The sequence below is a fragment of the Streptomyces sp. NPDC018693 genome, from assembly GCF_044391385.1.
In the GTDB taxonomy this organism is placed as follows: domain Bacteria; phylum Actinomycetota; class Actinomycetes; order Streptomycetales; family Streptomycetaceae; genus Streptomyces.
This window is the reverse complement of sequence record NZ_JBIRZZ010000006.1, coordinates 141,887-160,022: the sequence shown is the minus strand read 5'-3', so window position 1 is coordinate 160,022 and position 18,136 is coordinate 141,887. Positions and strand designations below refer to the sequence as shown.

Below are 18,136 nucleotides of genomic sequence, written 5' to 3'. Positions count from 1 at the left end.
ACACACTGGGCGCCCCCTTCACCAAGGGGGCGCCCAGTGTGTCGGTGCGGTGAGCTCAGCCCTTCTTGAGCTCCCAGAACCGGAACACGGTGGAGGCGTCGAGGCAGTACTCCAGGCCGTAGACGCCGTCGCCGACGACGGCGTACTGCTTGGCCTGCCAGATGGGCAGGACGGGCAGTTGTTCGGCGACGATGTTCTGCAGTTCGGCGAAGTCCTTGTCGGTGGTGGCGCGGTTGCTCTGGGCGGCGGTGCGCGGGATGAGCGTGTCGGTGATGGTGCGGTTGCTGTAGTTGTTGGCCAGCACGTTGCCTTCGCCGAAGAAGGGTGCGGTGAAGTTGTCGGCGTCCGGGTAGTCGGGCACCCAGCCCTTGACGTACACGCCGTACTTGCCGCCTGCGATGTCCTTCTCGTACTGGTCGTAGGGCACGGACTTGACGTCGGCGGTGAACAGGCCGCTGGCGTTGAGCTGGTCGGCGATGGCCTTGAGGGCCTGGTCGGTGGCGGGGCCGTAGCGGGAGGGGGTGGACCACAGGGTGAGGTTCACCTTGTCGGTGATGCCGTCCTCCTGCAGTGCGGCGGCGGCCTTGGCCTTGGAGGGGGTGTCGCCGTAGCGGTCGAAGAAGGCGGTGTTGTGGCCCGCGATGCCGGCCGGGATGATCGAGTACAGGGGTTCGGCGGTGTCCTGGTAGACGTCTCTGATGAGGGCGTCGCGGTCGATCAGGTGGGCGATGGCCTTGCGGACGCCGAGTTGTCCGGCGACGGGGTCGTCCATGTTGAAGACGAGGTGCTGGACCTCGGCGCTGCTGCCCTCGATGACCTCGATGCCCTCGCTGTCGTCGCTCTTCTCGATGGTGGCGATGTCGTCGGCGGTCAGGCCGCGGTAGGCGATGTCGATGTCGCCGTTCTCGATGGCCTTCTTCAGGGCGGTCTGGTCTCCGTGGAAGAACTTCAGGGTGACGCCGGAGTTGTTGGTCTGGGCGTTGCCCTTGTAGTGGTCGTTGACGGAGAAGACGGCTTCGTTGTCGCCGAAGGACTCGAGCTTGTAGGGGCCGGAGCCGATGGCCTTGCCGTCGGTCCGCAGTCCGTCGGCGTCGTACTGCCGGTGGTCGACGATGGAGCCGGCGCCGGAGGCGATCTTGCTGGGGAAGGTGGCGTCGGGGACCTTCAGCTGGAACACGACGGTCTTCTCGTCCGGCGTCTCGACCTTGTCGAGCATGGGGAACATGATGGCCGGGCCGTCTTCGTCGTTGATCTTCAGCATGCGGTCGAAGGAGAACTTGACGTCCTCGGAGGTGAGGGCGTCACCGTTGCTGAATTTCAGGCCGTCCTTGAGGGTGCACCGGTAGACCCTGGTCTGGGTGTCCGTGAAGGTGCACTCCCGCGCGGCGTCGGGCTCGGGTTCCGTGCCGCCCTTGGGGAAGCTGAGCAGTGACTGGAAGACGTTGTTGAACAACAGCCAGGAGCCCGGGTCGTAGCCGGAGGCGGGGTCCGTGGCGAGGACGTCGTCGGACATTCCCATGACCAGGGTGGAGTCCTTGCCGCCGATTCCCCCGGTCTCCGTGCCGCAGCCGGTCAGCAGGCCGGAGGCCAGGCCGGCCGCGATGGGCAGGACCGGCCACTGGTTGCGCATGTTCACGTGTGTGTGCCTTGTCGTCGGTTCTCGTCGTCCCGGGGCGGCCGTCCCCGGCCCGGGGGTATCGGGCCCGCTGGGGCCCTGAGGGTGTGTCAGCCGCTCACGCCGCGGCCGAGCTCCCAGAGCTGGAGCGTCGAGGAGGAGTTCAGTGCGTACGCGGTGCCTGTGATGGTGTCGCGGGCGGCGACGTAGTCCTTGCCCTGCCACAGCGGCAGTACGGGCACGTCCTCGGCGACGATGTCCTGAATCTCCGTCAGGCTCTTCTCGGCGTTCAGGCGGTCGGCCTCGCGGCGGGACTCCGGGATCAGGCTGTTGATGATCTCGCTGTTGGCGTACGGCGACTTGAGGAAGTTGTTCCTGTCGAGGAACGGCGCGAGGAAGTTGTCGGCGTCGGGGAAGTCGGGGAACCAGCCCATGCCGTAGACGGCGTACTCACCCTTGCGCTCGGCCGGGATGAACTCCGACCAGGGGGTGCCCTTGATGGTGACGGCGAACAGGCCGCTGGCGTTCAGCTGCTTCTGCAGGACTTCGAACTCCTGCTTGGTGGCCGTGCCGTAGTGGTCGGTGGTGTAGTTCAGGGTCAGCTTGACCGGGGTGCTGACGTCGGCGTTCTCCAGCAGGGCCTTGGCCTTGCCGACGCTGGGGTCGCCGTACTTGTTGAAGAACGAGTTGGAGTGGCCGGTGACGGAGGCCGGGACGAGCGAGTACAGCGGCTCGGCCTGGGTGCCGTAGACCTCGGAGACCAGCTTGGTGCGGTCGATGACCTGGGCCATGGCCTGGCGGACGGCTTTGGTGCGGACGCTCGGTGCCTCGGTGTTGAAGGCCAGGTAGCGGATGCTCAGGCCGGGCACGTCGACGAGGTCGATGCCGGTGTCGGTGGACGAGGCGGCGTCCATCTTCTTGATCTGGTCGGGCTCCATGGTGCGGGCCATCAGATCGATGTCGCCGTTGAGGAGGGCGTCTCCCATGGTGTCGGCGTCCGCGAAGGAGACCAGTTCGACCTTGCTGTTGTTCACTTCCAGCGACCCCTTGTAGTGGGGGTTCTTGGTGAACACGGCCTTGGCCATCTCGTTGCCGTCGATCTCGGCCTTGAGGGTGTAGGGGCCGGAGCCGTCGACCGCGAAGCCGTCGCGCAGCTTGTCCTTGGCGTAGTCGTCGGGGTTGACGATGCCGGCGACCGGGGTGGACAGCTTGTACGGGAAGGTGGCGTCGGCGGTGTTGAGGTGGAAGATGACCTCGCGGTCGCCCTTGGTCTCGACGGTGTCGATGGTGGACAGCAGGCTGCCGGCGACCTCGGAGTCGGCGTCGATGGCGATGGCGCGGTCGATGGAGAACTTGACGTCCTCGGCGGTGATGGTGTCGCCGTCGGAGAACTTCAGGCCGTCCCGCAGGGTGCACGCGTAGCGCTCGTTGCCGGTGTCGGTGAAGGCGCAGCTCTCGGCGGCCTCCGGGACGGGCTGGCCCTCGCCCCTGGGCTGGATCATCAGGGTCTGCACGGTCTGGCGCAGGACGTTCCAGGTGTTGACGTCGTAGGCGTAGGCCGGGTCGAGCGGTGCGGGGACGTCCTTCGTAGCCGTGAACCGGTCGGTGGTGCCCACCACGATGGCGCCGCCACCGTTGCCGCCGTCGGACCCGCCGCAGGCGGCGAGTACGGGCGCCAGCAGGCCGACTACGGCCGGCAGCACCAGGGGTTTGCGGTTCATGCTCGAGTTTCTCCAGAGCGTCATGTCCGTGTATCCGACATGCAGGGGTGGCGCAGTGGATCACGGGGAGGTGCGATGTTCTCGCGACGAGATTAGTCCGCACCAGCACGGCGGTTCGCGTCGCCTGGAGTTGAAAGGCCATCACGCAGCGGAACCGGCTGCGGACGGAAACGGAAACCCGGCCGGGGAAGGATTCGTGCAGCGGTCCATCAATCGGGACACAAGGGTGCGTCAGCTCCCCCCGGACGGGGGTGGAGCACACGCTGGAACCCACCTCTCGACGACCCGTGGAGTGGTGAACGTCACAGGGGCGGCGGAGGGGTCCCGAGAGCGGAATTCGGCCGCCTTGACGTTTGGAATTTCCTGGCGGGGCGGCGTCGAATTCCTCTCTTCCGGCGGTGGTACGGCCGTCTGCTATCGGCGGTGCACGCTGGGTGAACGTCTATCGCATTTCCGTCATCAGGCCGTGCAGAAATGTCACGTCGACCTCTTCCAGTGAGGTCACCACGGTCCGTCGGAGGGCTGGGGCGATGGGGGCCACGGAGGGCACGGCCACGACATGGCAGCCCGCGGCCTCGGCGGAGGCGACACCGGTCGCGGTGTCCTCGATGACGGCGCATCTGGCCGGATCCACTCCCAGTCCGGCGGCGGCCAGCAGGTAGGGGTCGGGGTGCGGCTTGGTGCGTGTGACCTCGTCGCCGGCGACGGTCAGGGTGAAGTGCTGGGAGCCGATCGAGGCCAGGACGCGGTCGATGATGCGCCGGTGCGAGGCGGAGACCAGGGCCGTGGGCATCCGGTGCTGGGCGAGTTCGGCGAGCAGCCGGGCGGCTCCGGGCATCAGTGGCAGGGTGCGTCCGATGCGGTTCTCGAAGCCGTCGTTGAGCAGGACGGTGAGTTCGGCGAGGGTGATGTCGGCGCCGGTCGCCTCGATCAGGAAGCCCGCGCTGCGGCTCATCGGGCCGCCGACCACGACATGGCGCCAGGAGTCGTCGAGGGTGTGGCCGAGTCCGGCGAAGACCTCGACTTCGACGTCCCACCAGAAGCCCTCGGTGTCCACCAGGGTGCCGTCCATGTCGAGGAACACGGCCTGCAGGGCCGAGCCTTCGGCCGTGCGGGTTGCGAGCGCGGGGACCGTGCTGGTCATCCACGTACCTCCTTGAGGGACGAGCAGGCCGGTTGCCCCATTTCCACACATGAGCAACCGGCCTGCAGTGGACCGACCAGTGTACGACTGTCGCAGGCGAATCGCCTCGTTTATCCGGCGTGGTCCGGGGCACCCGGTGGCCCCCGCCGGGGGGCGGTTCAGCGTGCGTTGAAGTACTTCGCCTCCGGGTGGTGGATGACGATGGCGTCGGTGGACTGCTCGGGGTGGAGCTGGAACTCCTCCGAGAGATGGACGCCGATCCGTTCGGGCTGGAGGAGATCGGCGATCTTGGCGCGGTCCTCCAGGTCGGGGCAGGCGCCGTAGCCGAGGGAGAAGCGGGCGCCGCGGTACTTCAGTTCGAACATGCCCTCGATCTCGGCGGGGTCCTCGCCGGCGAAGCCGAGCTCCGAACGCACGCGCGCGTGCCAGTACTCGGCGAGGGCCTCCGCCAACTGCACGGACAGGCCGTGCAGTTCCAGGTAGTCCCGGTAGGAGTTCGCTGCGAACAGGCGGGCGGTCTCCTCGCCGATGCGGGAGCCGACGGTGACGACCTGGAGGCCGACGACGTCCGTCTCCCCCGACTCCTCGGGGCGGAAGAAGTCGGCCAGGCACAGCCGGCGGCCGCGGCGCTGGCGCGGGAAGGTGAACCGGGTGCGTTCGTTGCCCTGTTCGTCCAGGATGATCAGGTCGTCGTCCTTGGACACGCAGGGGAAGTAGCCGTAGACCACGGCCGCTTCGAGGAGGTTGTCGGTCTGGAGCCGGTCCAGCAGGCCGCGCAGGCGGGGACGGCCCTCGGTCTCGACGAGTTCCTCGTACGTCGGGCCCTCGCCGGTGCGGGCCTGCTTCAGGCCCCACTGGCCCTTGAACAGGGCGCCCTCGTCGAGCCAGCCGGCGTACTCCTTGAGCGGGATGCCCTTGATGATGCGGGTGCCCCAGAACGGCGGCTTCGGGACGCGGTTGTCGGTGGCGACGTCGGAGCGGACGTGGCCCTCCTCGGGGCGTTCCTCGACCTGGACGGCGGCGGCCGGGCGGACGCGGCGCTGCCGCAGCTCGGGCAGCGCGGCGCCGGGCACGCCCCGCTTGACGCCGATGAGGGCGTCCATCAGGCGCAGGCCCTCGAAGGCGTCGCGGGCGTAGCGGACCTCGCCCTCGTACAGCTCGTGCAGGTCCTGTTCGACGTACGCGCGTGTGAGGGCGGCGCCGCCGAGGATGACCGGGTAGTTCGCGGCGAGTCCGCGGGCGTTGAGCTCCTCCAGGTTCTCCTTCATGATCACCGTGGACTTGACCAGGAGCCCGGACATGCCGATGACGTCGGCCCGGTGCTCCTCGGCGGCGTCGAGGATCGCGGAGACCGGCTGCTTGATGCCGAGGTTGACCACGTTGTAGCCGTTGTTGGACAGGATGATGTCGACGAGGTTCTTGCCGATGTCGTGGACGTCGCCGCGCACGGTCGCCAGCACGATGGTGCCCTTGCCGTCGGCGTCCGACTTCTCCATGTGCGGTTCGAGGTAGGCGACGGCGGCCTTCATGACCTCGGCGGACTGGAGGACGAACGGCAGCTGCATCTGGCCGGAGCCGAACAGCTCACCGACGACCTTCATGCCGTCCAGGAGGGTCTCGTTGACGATGTCCAGGGCGGGGCGCTCCTGGAGGGCCTCGTCCAGGTCGGCCTCCAGGCCGTTGCGCTCGCCGTCGATGATGCGGCGCTTGAGACGCTCCTCCAGCGGCAGGGCGGCCAGTTCCTCGGCCTTGCCGGCCTTGAGGGACTTGGCGGTGGCGCCCTCAAAGAGCTGCATGAGCTTCTGGAGGGGGTCGTAGCCCTCGGAGCGGCGGTCGTGGATGAGGTCGAGGGCGGTCTGCACCTCTTCCTCGCTGAAGCGGGCGATCGGCAGGATCTTGCTGGCGTGCACGATCGCCGAGTCCAGGCCCGCCTTGACGCACTCGTCGAGGAAGACGGAGTTCAGCAGGATGCGCGCGGCGGGGTTCAGGCCGAAGGAGATGTTGGACAGGCCGAGGGTGGTCTGGACGTCCGGGTGGCGGCGCTTGAGCTCGCGGATCGCCTCGATGGTGGCGATGCCGTCGCGGCGGGACTCCTCCTGGCCGGTGCAGATGGTGAAGGTCAGGCAGTCGATGAGGATGTCCGACTCATGGATGCCCCAGTTGCCGGTGAGGTCGGCGATGAGCCGTTCGGCGATCTCGACCTTCTTCTCGGCGGTGCGGGCCTGGCCCTCCTCGTCGATGGTGAGCGCGATGAGCGCGGCGCCGTGCTCCTGGGCGAGCCGGGTGACCTGGGCGAAGCGGGAGTCGGGGCCGTCGCCGTCCTCGTAGTTCACGGAGTTGATCACCGCGCGGCCGCCGAGCCGTTCCAGGCCGGCCCGGATGACGTCGACCTCGGTGGAGTCCAGCACGATCGGCAGGGTGGAGGCGGTGGCGAGGCGTCCGGCGAGCTCGTCCATGTCGGCGACGCCGTCGCGGCCGACGTAGTCCACGCACAGGTCGAGCATGTGCGCGCCCTCGCGGATCTGCTCGCGGGCCATCTCCACGCAGTCGTCCCAGCGGCCGTCCAGCATGGCCTCGCGGAACTTCTTGGAGCCGTTGGCGTTGGTGCGCTCGCCGATGGCCAGGTAGGAGGTGTCCTGGCGGAACGGGACGGTCTGGTAGAGGGAGGCGGCGCCCGGCTCGGGCTGCGGGCTGCGTTCGGCCGGGGTCAGGTCGCGGACGCGCTCGACGACCTGGCGCAGGTGTTCGGGGGTGGTGCCGCAGCAGCCGCCGATCAGGGACAGGCCGTAGTCCTTGACGAAGTTCTCCTGGGCGTCCGCCAGGCCCTCGGGGCCCAGCGGGAAGTGGGCGCCGTTCTTGGTGAGGATGGGCAGGCCCGCGTTCGGCATGCACAGCAGGGGAATGCGGGAGTGCCGGGTGAGGTAGCGCAGGTGCTCGCTCATCTCGGCGGGGCCGGTGGAGCAGTTCAGGCCGATCATGTCGACGCCGAGCGGTTCCAGGGCGGTGAGCGCGGCGCCGATCTCGGAGCCGAGGAGCATGGTGCCGGTGGTCTCGAAGGCCATGGACACCAGCAGGGGGACCTCGGTGCCGGTGGCGGCCATGGCGCGGCGGGCGCCGAGGACGGACGCCTTGGTCTGGAGCAGGTCCTGGGTGGTCTCCACGATCAGGGCGTCGGCGCCGCCGGCGAGCAGGCCCTCGGCGTTCTGCTGGAAGCCGTCGCGAATGGTGCTGTACGGGACGTGGCCGAGCGTGGGCAGCTTGGTGCCGGGGCCGATGGAGCCCAGGACCCAGCGCGGGCGGCCGTCGCGGGCGGTGTAGGCGTCGGCGGTCTCGCGGGCGATGCGGGCGCCGGACTCGGACAGTTCGTGGACGCGGTCGGCGATGTCGTACTCGGCCATGGCCGCGTGGTTGGCGCCGAAGGTGTTGGTCTCGACGCAGTCCACACCGGCGTCGAAGTACGCCTCGTGGACGGAGCGGACGATGTCGGGCCGGGTGAGGTTGAGGATCTCGTTGCAGCCCTCGAGGTTCTCGAAGTCCTCGAGTGTGGGCTCCTGGGCCTGGAGCATCGTGCCCATGGCTCCGTCGGCCACGACCACGCGGGTGGCCAGGGCCTCTCGGAGCGCGGACACACGGGCCCGGCTGTCGGCGGAAGGGGTCGGCGGCACAGAGGCCATGGATGGGCTCCCTCGGGTGCGACGGCTGTCGGCTTTGCGGTCCCCCGGAACACGCGCGGACGGCGGTCCGGGAGAGGGCACGCCGTCAGAGTAGCCGGGACCGAGGGCTTATGGTCGGGGCGTCCACGGGGCGGACGGGGGTGACTTCCGGCCACTTCGGGGGTCGTGTGGCGAAACACTGCCTGCCCGACCATTAGCGAGAGGTCGGCATGGACCGGTAGTGTTCGACATTGCCGAACGGTGACAGCGCGACGACTACGCGTGGACGGTCGAATGTTCGGACGGTCGAGGGGACGGAGGCAGGAGGGCGATGGCACGGAACATCCAGTCGCTCGAACGGGCGGCCGCGATGCTGCGACTGCTCGCGGGCGGCGAGCGACGGCTCGGCCTGTCGGACATCGCCTCGTCGCTGGGTCTGGCCAAGGGCACCGCGCACGGGATCCTGCGCACGCTCCAGCAGGAGGGCTTCGTCGAGCAGGACGAGACCTCCGGGCGCTACCAGCTGGGCGCGGAGCTGCTGCGCCTGGGCACCACCTATCTCGATGTGCACGAGCTGCGCGCGCGGGCCCTGGTCTGGACGGACGACCTGGCCCGGGCCAGCGGGGAGAGCGTCCACCTGGGGGTCCTGCACCAGCAGGGCGTGCTGGTGGTGCACCACGTCTTCCGGCCCGACGACAGCCGGCAGGTACTGGAGATCGGGGCCATGCAGCCGCTGCACTCCACAGCCCTGGGCAAGGTGCTGTCGGCCTACGACCCGGTGGCGCACAGCGAGGCCCTGGAGGCCGACCGCAAGGGCTTCACGGACCGCACGGTGTGCGATCTGGAGGGCTTCGAGCAGATCCTCGACGTCACGCGCGCGCGTGGCTACGCGGCCGACGTGGAGGAGACCTGGGAGGGCGTCGCGTCCATCGCCGCGCCCATCCACGACCGGCGGCGCATGCCGGTGGGGGCGGTCGGCATCACCGGAGCGGTGGAGCGGCTGTGCCGGGACGGGGAGCTGCGGTCCGAGCTGGTCGCGGCGGTGCGGGACTGCGCCCGCGCGGTCTCGCGGGATCTGGGCGCCGGGCGGTTCTGAACCGGTTCCGCACCTCCACAGGCACGCACCGGGACGTCGTACGGCGTCCCGGTTTTTGCGTTGCCCGCCTGGGCGTTCCGGGCGAATCTGTACACATCCCGGCCGACCCGCCCGTAGATCGATAGCTCCTGCCGATCAGTAACGATCAGGTTTTCGATAACAGAACTCTTGACGCACGCCTGACGCCGCAGCAAGACTCCCGTCCATCGGTCGGCATTGTCGAACACCTACCGGCAATACACGCTAGAGTGTGACAACGCCAAGGGCCGGCATCGCTCTCACCCCCGAGGGCGCCAGACCCCCGGAGGGACCCGGGGTTCGGTTAGCCCTGGACGAAGGACAAAGGAGTCGCGGGTGTCCAGCTCCGACATCTTCATCGGCGAGACCATCGGTACCGCCATACTCATCCTCCTAGGCGGCGGAGTCGTCGCCGCTGTCGTACTCAAGGGCTCCAAGGCCCGCAACGCCGGTTGGCTCGCCATCACCCTCGGGTGGGGTTTTGCCGTCATGACGGCCGTCTACACCTCGGCGCCCCTGTCCGGCGCCCACCTGAACCCGGCCGTCACGCTCGCACTCGCGATCAAGAACGACGACTGGAGCAACGTGCCGACCTACTGGGGCGGGCAGCTCCTGGGCGCCATGATCGGCGCCACCCTGGTCTGGATCGCCTACTACGGCCAGTTCCACGCGCACCTCACCGACAAGGAGATCGTCGGCGGTCCGGGCGCGCAGGCCACCAAGGCCAAGGCCGTCGAGGCCCAGGAAGAGGGCGCGGGCCCGGTGCTGGGCGTCTTCTCCACCGGCCCGGAGATCCGCAACGCGGTGCAGAACCTCGCCACCGAGATCATCGGCACGATCGTGCTGGTGCTCGCCGTCCTCACCCAGGGCCTCAACGACCAGGGCAACGGCCTCGGCACCCTGGGCGCCCTGATCACCGCCTTCGTGGTCGTCGGTATCGGCCTCTCCCTCGGCGGCCCGACCGGCTACGCGATCAACCCGGCCCGTGACCTCGGCCCGCGCATCGTGCACGCCCTTCTGCCCCTGCCCAACAAGGGCGGCTCCGACTGGAGCTACGCCTGGGTCCCGGTGGTCGGCCCGCTCGTCGGCGGCGCCATCGCGGCAGGCATCTACAACGTCGCTTTCGCTTAGAGCACCGGTAGAACAGTCCCCCGACCACGGAACCTCAGGAGCACACAGTGACCGACGCCCACGCCGGCATCGCTTCCCACGGGCATGGCCCGTTCATCGCCGCCATCGACCAGGGCACCACCTCCAGCCGCTGCATCGTCTTCGACCGGGACGGCCGGATCGTCTCCGTCGACCAGAAGGAGCACGAGCAGATCTTCCCGAAGCCGGGCTGGGTCGAGCACGACGCCAACGAGATCTGGACCAACGTCCAGGAGGTCGTCGCCGGAGCCGTCGCCAAGGCCGGCATCACCCGCGACGACATCAAGGCCATCGGCATCACCAACCAGCGTGAGACCACGCTGCTGTGGGACAAGAACACCGGTGAGCCCGTCCACAACGCCATCGTCTGGCAGGACACCCGCACCGACGCCCTGTGCAAGGAGCTCGGCCGCAACGTCGGCCAGGACCGCTTCCGCCGCGAGACCGGCCTGCCGCTGGCCTCCTACTTCGCCGGCCCCAAGGCCCGCTGGCTGCTGGACAACGTCGAGGGCCTGCGTGAGCGCGCCGAGGCCGGCGACATCCTCTTCGGCACCATGGACACCTGGGTCATCTGGAACCTGACCGGCGGTGTCAACGGCGGCAAGCACTACACCGACGTCACCAACGCCTCCCGCACCCTGCTGATGAACCTCCACACCCTGGAGTGGGACGACAAGATCTGCGAGTCCATCGGCGTGCCGATGGCGATGCTGCCGGAGATCCGCTCCTCCGCCGAGGTCTACGGCGAGATCACCGGCGGCAAGCTGGGCGAGCTGCTCGGCGGCATCCCGGTCGCCTCCGCGCTGGGCGACCAGCAGGCGGCCCTGTTCGGCCAGACCTGCTTCGCCGAGGGCGAGGCGAAGTCGACGTACGGCACCGGCACGTTCATGCTGATGAACACCGGCGAGAAGATCATCAACTCGTACAGCGGTCTGCTCACCACGGTCGGCTACCGCATCGGCGACCAGGCGCCGGTCTACGCCCTGGAGGGCTCGATCGCCGTCACCGGTTCGCTGGTGCAGTGGATGCGCGACCAGATGGGCCTGATCTCCACCGCCGCCGAGATCGAGACGCTCGCACTCTCCGTCGAGGACAACGGCGGCGCCTACTTCGTGCCGGCCTTCTCCGGCCTGTTCGCCCCGTACTGGCGCTCCGACGCGCGCGGTGTAATCGCCGGCCTGACCCGGTACGTCACCAAGGCCCACCTGGCGCGCGCCGTGCTGGAGGCCACCGCCTGGCAGACCCGTGAGATCACCGACGCCATGACGAAGGACTCCGGCGTCGAGCTCACCGCGCTGAAGGTCGACGGCGGCATGACCTCCAACAACCTGCTGATGCAGACCCTCTCGGACTTCCTGGACGCCCCCGTGGTGCGCCCGATGGTCGCCGAGACCACCTGCCTCGGCGCCGCCTACGCCGCCGGTCTCGCCGTCGGCTTCTGGACCAGCACCGACGACCTGCGCGCCAACTGGCGGCGGGCCGCCGAGTGGACCCCCCGCATGGACGCGGAGACCCGCGACCGTGAGTACAAGAGCTGGCTCAAGGCCGTCGAGCGGACCATGGGCTGGATCGAGGACGAGAGCTGACGAGAGCCGGCGACTGCTCTCCGACGCGAGCTCTGATGAGGAGTAACAACCCGACATGACCAGTCAGTCCACCCTGCAGTCCGTGCCTGCCCTGGGAACGCGCCCGGCCTCCGGTTCCAACCCGAGCCGCGCCGAGACCCGGGAGCAGCTCTCCAAGGCGTCGTACGACCTTCTCGTCATCGGCGGCGGCATCCTTGGCATCTCCACCGCCTGGCACGCCGCGCAGTCCGGCCTCAGGGTGGCACTGGTCGACGCCGGCGACTTCGCCGGCGCCACCTCCTCCGCCTCCTCCAAGCTGCTCCACGGCGGTCTGCGCTATCTGCAGACCGGCGCGGTGAAGCTGGTGGCGGAGAACCACTTCGAGCGCCGTGCGGTCTCCCGCCAGGTGGCCCCCCATCTGGCGAACCCGCTCACGTTCTACCTCCCCGTGTACAAGGGCGGGCCGCACGGCGCGGCGAAGCTCGGGGCGGGCGTCTTCGCCTACTCCGCGCTCTCCGCGTTCGGTGACGGCGTGGGCCACCTGCTCTCCCCCGCGAAGGCGGCGCAGGACGTGCCCGAGCTGCGCACCGAGAATCTCAAGGCCGTGGCCGTGTACGGCGACGACCAGATGAACGACTCCCGTATGGCGCTGATGACGGTCCGCGCGGCCGTCGAGGCGGGCGCGGCCGTCCTCAACCACGCCGAGGTGACCGGCCTGCGCTTCACCAAGGGCCGGGTGACGGGCGCCGAGCTGCGCGACCGGCTCTCCGGTGACGAGTTCGGGGTGAGCGCCCGACTCGTGCTGAACGCGACCGGCCCGTGGGTCGACCACCTGCGCCGTATGGAGGACCCGAATGCCGCGCCGTCCATCCGCTTGTCGAAGGGCGCGCATCTGGTCCTGAAGCGGACCTCGCCCTGGAAGGCCGCCCTGGCCACCCCGATCGACAAGTACCGCATCACCTTCGCCCTGCCCTGGGAGGACATGCTCCTGCTGGGCACCACCGACGAGGAGTTCGAGGGCGACCCGGCGGACGTCGCGGTCAACGACAAGGACATCGCCCAGATCCTGGACGAGGCGGCCTTCTCCATCCGCGACCAGCAGCTCGGCCGCGACCTCATCACCTACGCCTTCGCGGGTCTGCGCGTGCTGCCGGGCGGGCCCGGTGACACGGCGAAGGCCAAGCGGGAGACGGTGGTCACCGAGGGCCGTGGCGGGATGCTGTCCGTCGCCGGCGGCAAGTGGACGACCTTCCGCCACATCGGCCGTACGGTGATGAAGAAGCTGGAGGCGCTGCCGGGCCACCCGCTCGGCGACGACTTCGAGCCGATCTCCTCCCTGCCGAAGAAGCTCCCGCTGCCCGGTGTCGCCAACCCGCGCGCGGTCGCCCACCGTCTGCTCGTCGACAACCCGGCGCCCGGCCCGCGCATGGCCGCCGACACGGCCAAGCACCTGGCCACCCACTACGGCTCGCTGGCCTTCGACATAGCCCGCCTGGCCAACGAGAACCCGGAGCTGGGCGAGCGCGTCCACCCCGACGCGCCCGAGATCTGGGCGCAGGTCGTCTACGCCCGGGACAACGAGTGGGCCGAGACGGCGGACGACGTCCTGCGCCGCCGCACGACCCTGACGATCCGCGGCCTGGCCACGGACGAGGTCCGGGCGAAGGTCCAGGACCTGCTCGACAAGAAGTAGGCCCGCCTGCCGGCCCACTCCCCTGACCGGGGCCGGCATCGCGAAAGGGGGGCGGCTCCACGCCGACGGAGCCGCCCCTTTCGCATGGTCCTCGTCCCGTACGCAGTGGGCCATAATGTCCCGAGACATCCGATGTCTGAACGAGCTGTGGGAGGCCGGTCATGGCGGTAACCGACGAGGCGATCGAGAAGATCAAGGGCATGATCGTCTCCGGCGCGCTGCGCCCCGGCGACCGGCTGCCCAAGGAGAGCGAGCTCGCCGCCGATCTCGGTCTGTCCCGCAACTCGCTGCGGGAGGCGGTGCGTGCCCTGTCCCTGATCCGCATCCTGGACGTGCGGCAGGGCGACGGGACGTATGTCACCAGCCTGGACCCGCAGCTGCTGCTGGAGGCGCTGAGCTTCGTCGTCGACTTCCACCGCGACGACACCGTCCTGGAGTTCCTCGCGGTGCGACGCATCCTGGAGCCGGCCGCGACCGGGATGGCGGCCCTGCGGATCAGCGAGCAGCAACTGGACGCCTTGGAGGCGCAGTTGGCGAAGCTCGGTGACGAGCCGTCGGTGGAGGAGCTGGTCGCGAGCGATCTGGAGTTCCACCGGGGCATCGTGAGCAGCGCCGGCAACTCGGTGCTGTGCTCGCTGCTCGACGGCCTGTCCGGGCCGACCACCCGGGCCCGGATCTGGCGGGGCCTGACCCAGGAGGACGCGGTCGCCCGCACCCTGCACGAGCACCGGGCGATCCTCGCCGCCCTGCGCGACCGGGACGCGGAGGCGGCGCGCTCCTGGGCGACGGTGCACATCGCCAGCGTGGAGCAGTGGCTGCGCAGTTCCCTGTGAGGAACCCGTTGATCATCCAGGGGTGTTCCGGGGTGTTCCCGGGTGGCGAACGGGGCAGTGATCCGTTCACTCCCCCGTGCAAGGGGGCTGCGGGCGCCCCCGCGGCACGCCGTAAGGTTGGGTGGCAAGCGAGGGCACGTCGGAAGGAGGCGCTGGGTGATCGAGCTCGAGGGGGTTCCCGAGCTGATCGACCCGGTCATGGTGGCCGCGTTCGAGGGCTGGAACGATGCCGGCGACGCCGCCTCCACCGCGGTCGCGCATCTGGAACGTGAGTGGAAGGGCGAGGTCTTCGCGGCGCTCGACGCCGAGGACTACTACGACTTCCAGGTGAACCGGCCCACGGTGTGGATGGATGCGGGTGTACGCAAGATCACCTGGCCGACGACAAGGTTGTCGGTGGTGCGGGTCGGCGGTGAGAAGCCGCGCGACCTGGTGCTGGTGCGCGGTATCGAGCCGTCCATGCGCTGGCGCTCGTTCTGCAACGAGCTGCTGGGCTTCGCGCACGAGCTCGGTGTGGAGCTGGTGGTCATCCTGGGCGCCCTGCTCGGCGACACCCCGCACACGCGTCCGGTTCCGATCAGCGGCACCACGTCCGACCCGGACCTGGCCCGCCGGATGGACCTGGAGGAGACCAAGTACGAAGGCCCCACGGGGATCGTCGGGGTCCTTCAGGAGGCGTGCACGCACGCGGGTGTGCCAGCGGTCAGCCTCTGGGCGGCCGTACCGCACTATGTCTCGCAGCCGCCCAACCCCAAGGCCACCCTTGCCCTCCTCAACCGGCTGGAGGACCTGATCGACGTGCGCATCCCGCTGGGCGAACTGCCCGAGGACGCGCGCGCGTGGCAGGTCGGCGTGGACCAGCTGGCCGCGGAGGACAGCGAGGTCGCGGAGTACGTACAGACGCTGGAGGAGGCCCGGGACACCGCGGAGCTGCCGGAGGCGTCGGGCGAGGCGATCGCCCGTGAGTTCGAGCGGTATCTGCGGCGCAGGGACGGCGGCGGCCAGCCCGGCGGGCACGCCACCGCCGCCGACGGGGAGGGCGGCTCGTACCTGCGGGACAGCTCCGGCGAGCGGACCCGGCCACCCAAGCCGCCGAAGCCGACCGGTGACGACGAGGAGTCCTCGGAGGAATGAGGCCGTAGGGGCCCGAGTGAGGGCGGTGAAGCCGTGGGGCACACCGCCCTCTTCCGGCTACGCGGGTACGGCGACGATCGAGTACGTCGTCTCGGGCGTCGGCGTCGTGCTGAACCGGGCGTTGGGCAGGTAGAGCCGGTCCCGGTACGCGGCGACCGTGGTCGGCACGTCGAAGTCCGGGTCGGTGACGCGCCGCCGGAAGACCGCGCTGCGGCCGTCGTACGCGAGGGTGAACACGTCGATCGCGTTCTGCCGGTTCTGTACGACGTACAGGGTGCGTCCTAGGCGCAGCAGGCCGTCGCCGTTGGTCAGCGGGGCGGCGCCGCCGAGGTCGACGAGCGTGGTGACGCCGGTGTGCGGGTCGACCCGGTGCAGGGCGCCGACCCCGGACTGCACGACGAGCAGCGCCGAGCCGTCGGGGGTGCGGGTGATGCCGTTGGCGTTCACGCTCTCGCCGGGCGACTGGCTCCAGTCGCCGCTCAGGGTGAGCCGTACGACGTCGGCGGCGTCCGGCAGTTCACCGCGCCGGCCGAGCGGCAGAACGTACAGCGCGGGCTGGAAGGAGTCCGTGAACCAGGCGGCGCGCGGGGTGAGGAAGACGTCGTTGGTGAAGGTGGGGGTGGCGGTGGTGAGGGGGTAGGAGGCGATGATCTCGCCGCTGCGCGCGTCCACGACCCGGGCGCCCTCGGCGCGCGCGGCGACGAACAGCCGTCCCCGGTCGTCGAGTTCGAGGCCGACGGAGGGGGTGCCGGGACCGGCCGAGATGACGCGGCCGGTGCCGGTGCGCAGATCCGCGCGGTAGAGGGAGCCGTCGCCGAGGGAGCCGAGGTAGGCGTAGGGGCCGTGGCCGATGGTGATGCCCTCGGGGCGGAAGCCGTTCGGCAGCGGGATGACGTCGGGCCAGGAGGTCGCGCGGGCGGGGGCGGAGCCGAGTGCGACGGCGCCGGCGGCGGCCGCGCCGAGGGTGAGGAGCCCGCGGCGCGTGAGGGCGTGGGCGCGGGAACGGGGTGGGGGCGTCACAGGTCGTCCTTCCGCGTAGGGACCGGCGGGTGGCCGGCTCGAAGGTCAACAGACCGTTCCACCCCACCACACGAACGCCGTGGCCACGGCTACTGTCAGGTGTTCGACAGCACCCCGACAGCAAGGGGCGCGCTCCCCGGTGCGGAGGCGCGCCCCTCACGGTCCGCTGTCCTCGGCTACAGCGCCACGCCGAGCAGGGCGTCCACGGCGCGTGAGACGACGCCGGGGGCTCCGGTGTCCGTGCCGCCCCGCTCGTCCTGGAGGGCGACCCAGCGGTCGACGGCGGCGAGCGCGGCGGGGGCGTCGAGGTCGCCCGCCAAGGCGTCCCGGATCTCCTCGACGAGGGCGTCGGCGGGTGGGCCGTCGGGCCGTGACACGGCGGCGCGCCAGCGGTCGAGCCGGGCGGCCGCGTCGGCCGGCACCTGGTCGGTCCACTCCCAGTCGGCCCGGTAGTGGTGGGCGAGCAGGGCGAGCCGGATGGCCGCGGGGTCGACACCGTCGCGGCGCAGCCGGGAGACGAAGACCAGGTTGCCCTTGGACTTCGACATCTTCTCGCCGTGCAGGGCGACCATGCCGGCGTGGACGTACGCCTTGGCCATGGGGAACTCGCCGGTGAGCACCTGGGCGTGCGAGGCGCCCATCTCGTGGTGCGGGAAGGCGAGGTCGGAGCCGCCGCCCTGGACGTCGAAGCCCATGCCGAGGTGGTCCAGGGCGATGGCGACGCACTCGATGTGCCAGCCGGGGCGGCCGGGGCCGAGGGAGCCGCCGTCCCAGCTGGGCTCGCCGGGCCGGGCGGCCATCCACAGCATCGGGTCGAGCGGGTTCTTCTTGCCGGGCCGGTCGGGGTCGCCCCCGCGCTCGGCGGACAGCAGCCGCATGGCGGCGGCGTCGAGGCCGGAGACCTTGCCGAAGTTCGGGTCGGACTCGACCGAGAAGTAGATGTCGCCCTCGAGCTCGTAGGCGGCACCGAGGTCGCGCAGGCGTTCGACGAGCGGCACGATGCCGGGTATCGCCTCGACGGCGCCGATGTAGTGCTGGGGCGGGAGCATCCGCAGGGCGGTCATGTCCTCGCGGAAGAGGGCGGTCTCCTTCTCGGCGAGGGCGACCCAGTCGATGTCGTCGCGCTGGGCGCGCTCCAGCAGCGGGTCGTCGACGTCGGTGACGTTCTGGACGTACTCAACCTGCCGCTTGTTGTCGAGCCACACGCGTTGCACCAGGTCGAACGCGTTGTACGTCGCCGCATGTCCGATGTGGGTGGCGTCGTACGGGGTGATGCCGCACACGTAGATGCGGGCGACCGGACCGGGGTCGAGAGTGACCAGGCCGCCGGTCGCGGTGTCGTGGATCCTCAGGTCGCGGCCCTGACCAGGCAGGGCGGGGACCTCGGAAGCGGGCCAGGCATGCATGTCATGAGCCTAACCGGACCGTAGTTCGGTATACGAACCGGAGTGGGCCCGGATGGCCGGGAAGGCGTTCTTGCGGGTTTCCGGTCGAT

Annotated in this window: 12 protein-coding genes; 6 read left to right on the top strand and 6 right to left on the bottom strand. The window is 69.9% G+C overall.

What is annotated here, in order from left to right; genetic code table 11:
- Nucleotides 1-55: 55 nt before the first annotated feature.
- From ACH5AC_RS18130 to metH, 4 genes are all read right to left on the bottom strand, one after another.
- Nucleotides 56-1,636 (bottom strand): ABC transporter substrate-binding protein, encoded by a 1,581-nt coding sequence (locus tag ACH5AC_RS18130; protein ID WP_398862862.1) that lies wholly within the window; start codon nt 1,634-1,636, stop codon nt 56-58.
- 89 nt (nt 1,637-1,725) lie between these two features.
- Nucleotides 1,726-3,336: an ABC transporter substrate-binding protein gene (locus tag ACH5AC_RS18125; protein ID WP_398862861.1), complete on the bottom strand. Its 1,611-nt coding sequence runs from the start codon at nt 3,334-3,336 to the stop codon at nt 1,726-1,728.
- A 442-nt stretch (nt 3,337-3,778) separates the two neighbouring features.
- Entirely contained in the window at nt 3,779-4,480 is a 702-nt protein-coding gene (locus ACH5AC_RS18120) for an HAD family hydrolase (protein WP_398862859.1), read from the bottom strand.
- 158 nt (nt 4,481-4,638) lie between these two features.
- Entirely contained in the window at nt 4,639-8,154 is a 3,516-nt protein-coding gene (gene metH, locus ACH5AC_RS18115; protein WP_398862857.1) for a methionine synthase, read from the bottom strand.
- A gap of 310 nt (nt 8,155-8,464) precedes the next feature.
- Here metH and ACH5AC_RS18110 point away from each other — a divergent pair, with 310 nt between their 5' ends.
- The 6 genes from ACH5AC_RS18110 to ACH5AC_RS18085 all read left to right on the top strand — a co-directional run bounded on the left by ACH5AC_RS18110 (nt 8,465) and on the right by ACH5AC_RS18085 (nt 15,621).
- On the top strand, nt 8,465-9,229 hold the full coding sequence (locus ACH5AC_RS18110; RefSeq protein ID WP_398862856.1) for an IclR family transcriptional regulator: 765 nt from the start codon (nt 8,465-8,467) through the stop codon (nt 9,227-9,229).
- A gap of 354 nt (nt 9,230-9,583) precedes the next feature.
- Nucleotides 9,584-10,378: an MIP/aquaporin family protein gene (locus ACH5AC_RS18105; RefSeq protein ID WP_398862855.1), complete on the top strand. Its 795-nt coding sequence runs from the start codon at nt 9,584-9,586 to the stop codon at nt 10,376-10,378.
- A gap of 68 nt (nt 10,379-10,446) precedes the next feature.
- Nucleotides 10,447-11,982: a glycerol kinase GlpK gene (gene glpK, locus ACH5AC_RS18100; protein WP_398863133.1), complete on the top strand. Its 1,536-nt coding sequence runs from the start codon at nt 10,447-10,449 to the stop codon at nt 11,980-11,982.
- 55 nt (nt 11,983-12,037) lie between these two features.
- Nucleotides 12,038-13,654, top strand: coding sequence for an FAD-dependent oxidoreductase (locus ACH5AC_RS18095; protein ID WP_398862854.1), 1,617 nt, complete (start codon nt 12,038-12,040; stop codon nt 13,652-13,654).
- Nucleotides 13,655-13,815: 161 nt separating this feature from the next.
- Complete coding sequence (locus tag ACH5AC_RS18090; protein WP_398862853.1) at nt 13,816-14,487, top strand: FadR/GntR family transcriptional regulator; 672 nt, start codon at nt 13,816-13,818, stop codon at nt 14,485-14,487.
- Nucleotides 14,488-14,643: 156 nt separating this feature from the next.
- The gene (locus ACH5AC_RS18085) at nt 14,644-15,621 is read left to right on the top strand and encodes a PAC2 family protein (protein ID WP_398862851.1); all 978 of its coding nucleotides are present in this window, start codon (nt 14,644-14,646) and stop codon (nt 15,619-15,621) included.
- Between the two features lie 57 nt (nt 15,622-15,678).
- Here ACH5AC_RS18085 and ACH5AC_RS18080 read toward each other — a convergent pair whose 3' ends face one another.
- Nucleotides 15,679-16,641 carry an SMP-30/gluconolactonase/LRE family protein gene (locus ACH5AC_RS18080; RefSeq protein ID WP_398862850.1) on the bottom strand — a complete coding sequence of 321 codons (963 nt, stop codon included), beginning with the start codon at nt 16,639-16,641 and terminating at the stop codon, nt 15,679-15,681.
- Nucleotides 16,642-16,817: 176 nt separating this feature from the next.
- Nucleotides 16,818-18,047, bottom strand: a complete 1,230-nt coding sequence (mshC, locus tag ACH5AC_RS18075) for a cysteine--1-D-myo-inosityl 2-amino-2-deoxy-alpha-D-glucopyranoside ligase (protein WP_398862849.1) — start codon at nt 18,045-18,047, stop codon at nt 16,818-16,820.
- Between the last annotated feature and the right edge of the window lie 89 nt (nt 18,048-18,136).